Origin of the sequence: Streptomyces sp. NPDC059900, assembly GCF_050270335.1 — a bacterium.
Classification (GTDB): Bacteria; Actinomycetota; Actinomycetes; order Streptomycetales; family Streptomycetaceae; genus Streptomyces.
In genome coordinates this window covers 1-3,404 of sequence record NZ_JBNNJZ010000747.1, presented here as the reverse complement: position 1 = coordinate 3,404, position 3,404 = coordinate 1, and the positions used below count along the sequence as shown (strand labels likewise).

Below are 3,404 nucleotides of genomic sequence, written 5' to 3'. Positions count from 1 at the left end.
CTCCACCCCGCCGCCGTAGCCCCGCCGTCCGTCGAGGCACATCCGCACAGCTCCCGACGACGATCTGGCTCCCCGCCCCCGACGACTCCGCCGACACCCCGGCCGGGCAGGTACTGCCCGACTGGGCCATGGGCAAGCTCCGTACCGAGTTCACCCGCACTTCCGGGCAACGGCCCGCCCCCCTCCTGCGCTTGGCGATCAACGACATCCGGGCAGGGATGGACGCCCGCTCCCGCTGCACCCCACACCGCGCCACGGACGCCGGACCAGAAGTGAACCCGGGCTCCTCGGTGATCCTCGCCGAACTGCACCCCGACACCCTGCCCTGCGCGCCGCTGCACAGCGGCTACGGACCCGAGGAACGCGGCGCGATGGACGACGGCTGGCCCGGCTTCTTCCACCGGGCCCACCGCCTCCTGCGCGCCGACGGACTGCTCCTGCTCGCCACCCGGCAACGCCGCGACGCCGGGCAGCTGACGGACCCGCTCGGCCTGCTCATCGCCACCGCCCGCACCGCAGGCTTCCGCTACCTCCAGCACATCGCGGTCGTCCACGGCCACGCGATCGAGGACCGCATCGCGCCCGCGCCGCCCGACGCCACCACGCCCGAGCTGATCCACTCCGACCTCATCGTGCTGTCCGCCGTCCGCGCACAGTAAAAGGAGCACCCCGTGCCGAAGTCCTCCTCGGTGTGGAACACCGCACCCACCTCCGCCCCCGCCCAGCGCGCCGACCGCTACGTGCCCGGCTCGGCCGCCCACCCCGCCAAAATGCTCCCCGCGATCGCCCGCCACGCGATCACCACATACACCGAGCCCGGCGGCCTCGTGCTGGACCCGATGTGCGGCATCGGCACCACCTTGGTCGAAGCCGTCCACCTCGGCCGCCATGCGCTGGGCACCGAGTACGAACCCAAGTGGGCCCAGATCGCCCGGGCCAACCTCCGCCACGCCGAACGCCAGGGCGCCACCTGCTCCGCGGCCGTCTACTGCGGCGACGCCCGCCAGCTCACCGCCCACATCCCCGCCGCGTTCCACGGCCTGGTCGATCTCGTCGTCACCTCGCCGCCCTACGGGGCCAGCGTGCACGGCCAGGTCCGCTCCACCCGCGAGTCCGGCGAACGCGGCGTCACGAAACGCGACTACCGTTACAGCAGCGATCCCAACAACCTCGCCCACGTCGGCCTCGAAGCCCTGATGGACGCCTTCACCGACATCCTCATCCAGTGCCGCCACGCCCTGCGCCCCGGCGGCCACGCCGTGATCACCACGCGCCCCTGGCGCGATCGTGGCGAACTCATCGACCTGCCCTCCGCCGTCCTCTCCGCTGCCGAGACTGCCGGGCTCATCCCCGTGGAGCGCAACATCGCCCTCCTCGCCGGCATCCGCGACGGAAAGCTCGTCGCCCGTCCCTCGTTCTTCCAGATGAAGAATGTCGGCGACGCCCGCCGCGCCGATCTTCCGCTGGCGCTGATCGTGCACGAGGACACCCTCGTCGTACGCCGCCCTACACCTCCCCGGCCTTCCTCCTCGACTGGCCAGCGACGAGTTCCCGCCGGCCCGCACAGTCGGCGCACCAAGCCGCCCACCCCGGTCGCCTCCCGTTCCCGCACCTGCGCCTCGGGGGCCCGCCATGGCGGCCGCTGAGCTGCGTATCGGCTCGCTCTACAGCGGCGTGGGCGGCCTGGATCTCGGGGTGCAGAGCGCGTTCGGCGGCCGTGTGGCCTGGCACGCCGAGAACGATTCGCTCGCCGTCCAGGTCCTGGCCCGGCACTGGCCCACGACGCCGAACCTGGGCGACGTTCGCACGGCCGACTGGGGACAGGCCGAGCCCATCGACATCCTCACCGCAGGCTTCCCCTGCCAAGAGCTCTCCGTGGCCGGACCGCGCACCGGGCTAGCTGGTGCCCGCTCGGGTCTGTGGCAGTACGCCGTCGAGGCCATCCACGTCCTGCGTCCCCGTCTGGTGGTGATCGAGAATGTCCGCGGCCTGCTCTCAACCCGTTCCGCAACAAGTCCCCTTCGCGCACTGGAACCCGGAAAGCCGCGTCTGGGAGACCCGTCTGGGCAACCCTCGATGCGGGCGCTGGGAGTGCTACTCGGCGACCTGGCCGACTGCGGGTATAACGCATCGTGGCGCTGCGTACGCGCAAGTGACGTCGGCGCCCCACACCGGCGCGAACGGGTCTTCATCACCGCCTGGCCCACAACACCGTTGCCCTTGCCTCCTGTTGAAGACGCCGACGGCGAACCTCGGTGTGATCGGCGGATCCCAGCACCCTGCCAAACGCAAGGCGGGCGGACACGGCCCCACCCTCGCCGACGAGGTCGAACATCTCCTGCCCACGCCGACAGCCAGCGACGGTGCCAAGGGCTCCCCGAACCAGCGCCACGGCAACGGCAGCCTCACTCTGGCCTCCACGGCGGCGACGCTTGCCGATCCGTGTATCGCGACGGGTGCTGGCGCGGCGCATCAGCTTGCCGCACCGTCGTCCAGCGCCACCAAAGCGGCCACCGGGCACCTCCTCAACCCGGCGGAGGAGAGCGAACGCCTGCTGCCCACCCCGACCACGTCGGACGGGAGGGGCGGGCCGGGTACGACGCCGAAACGCAAAGGAGGCATGAATCTACGAACGGCGGTCACTCACCTGCCTCTTGGTGGAGCGACTACCTGCCCGCCATCCGCCGCTGGGAACGAGTGACTGGACGCGCCGCGCCCATGGCCACCGTGCCCGGGCAGCGTCGGCTTTCTGCTGAGTTCGTCGAGTGGATGATGGGCCTGCACGACCACGTCACCGGTACGCCGAACCTCACACGTGCTGCCCGACTCCGACTTCTGGGCAACGCGGTTGTGCCGCAACAAGCGTCGTACGCCTTGGGCGCCCTGATCTCCCGAGATGGACAGCTCTGCGGAGCTGACCCAGTGTGGCGAGATTTCCGAGGGCCGGGCCGACGATGAACGCCGTCTTCCGGTCACGCGGACGCGAGCAAGACGGCGGGCTTGACGACACGACCGAGATGGAGCGTCCATCGTCGTCGGCCGATCCGGCACCGACGCCGGACCGCTTTACGTCCCTGCGCCCCAAACCGAGCACGGTAGGAGACCACGACGATGCCCCGTCCCGGCGCGGCGCGCACATGACAAGAGGCGGAAGTAATCGGTTGTTGACCCCGGAAGAGGTCGCGGTGTGGCTCAGGGTCAGTCCGACCACCGTTAGGAACAAGTACCGCCTCTGGGGCCTCAAGCCGCAGAAAGTCGGACGCCTCCTGCGGTTTCGCGAGCGCGACGTCTTGGCCTACCTGGACAAGCATTACGGGTGAGGTCCGGGGTCTGGGTCCGAGCACGAAAGAAGTGGAATGGCCAAGATCTACCAGCGGTGCAAGACGGACAAGCGGAGCAAGAAC

Annotated in this window: 4 protein-coding genes; all 4 read left to right on the top strand. The window is 70.2% G+C overall.

All coding sequences use genetic code 11. From position 1 onward, the window contains the following. The coding region (locus tag ACQKIP_RS43215) for a hypothetical protein (protein WP_427745519.1) at positions 1-659 on the top strand (659 nt) is incomplete at its 5' end. Between the two features lie 12 nt (positions 660-671). After that, a complete protein-coding gene (locus tag ACQKIP_RS43210) occupies positions 672-1,646 on the top strand; it encodes a TRM11 family SAM-dependent methyltransferase (protein WP_365865406.1) in 975 nt (324 codons plus the stop codon). After that, positions 1,633-2,958, top strand: coding sequence for a DNA cytosine methyltransferase (locus ACQKIP_RS43205; RefSeq protein WP_365865404.1), 1,326 nt, complete (start codon positions 1,633-1,635; stop codon positions 2,956-2,958). The genes ACQKIP_RS43210 and ACQKIP_RS43205 overlap by 14 nt, the downstream gene beginning before the upstream one ends. Continuing rightward, on the top strand, positions 2,955-3,320 hold the full coding sequence (locus tag ACQKIP_RS43200) for a helix-turn-helix domain-containing protein (protein ID WP_365865402.1): 366 nt from the start codon (positions 2,955-2,957) through the stop codon (positions 3,318-3,320). The genes ACQKIP_RS43205 and ACQKIP_RS43200 overlap by 4 nt, the downstream gene beginning before the upstream one ends. Positions 3,321-3,404 lie beyond the last annotated feature (84 nt).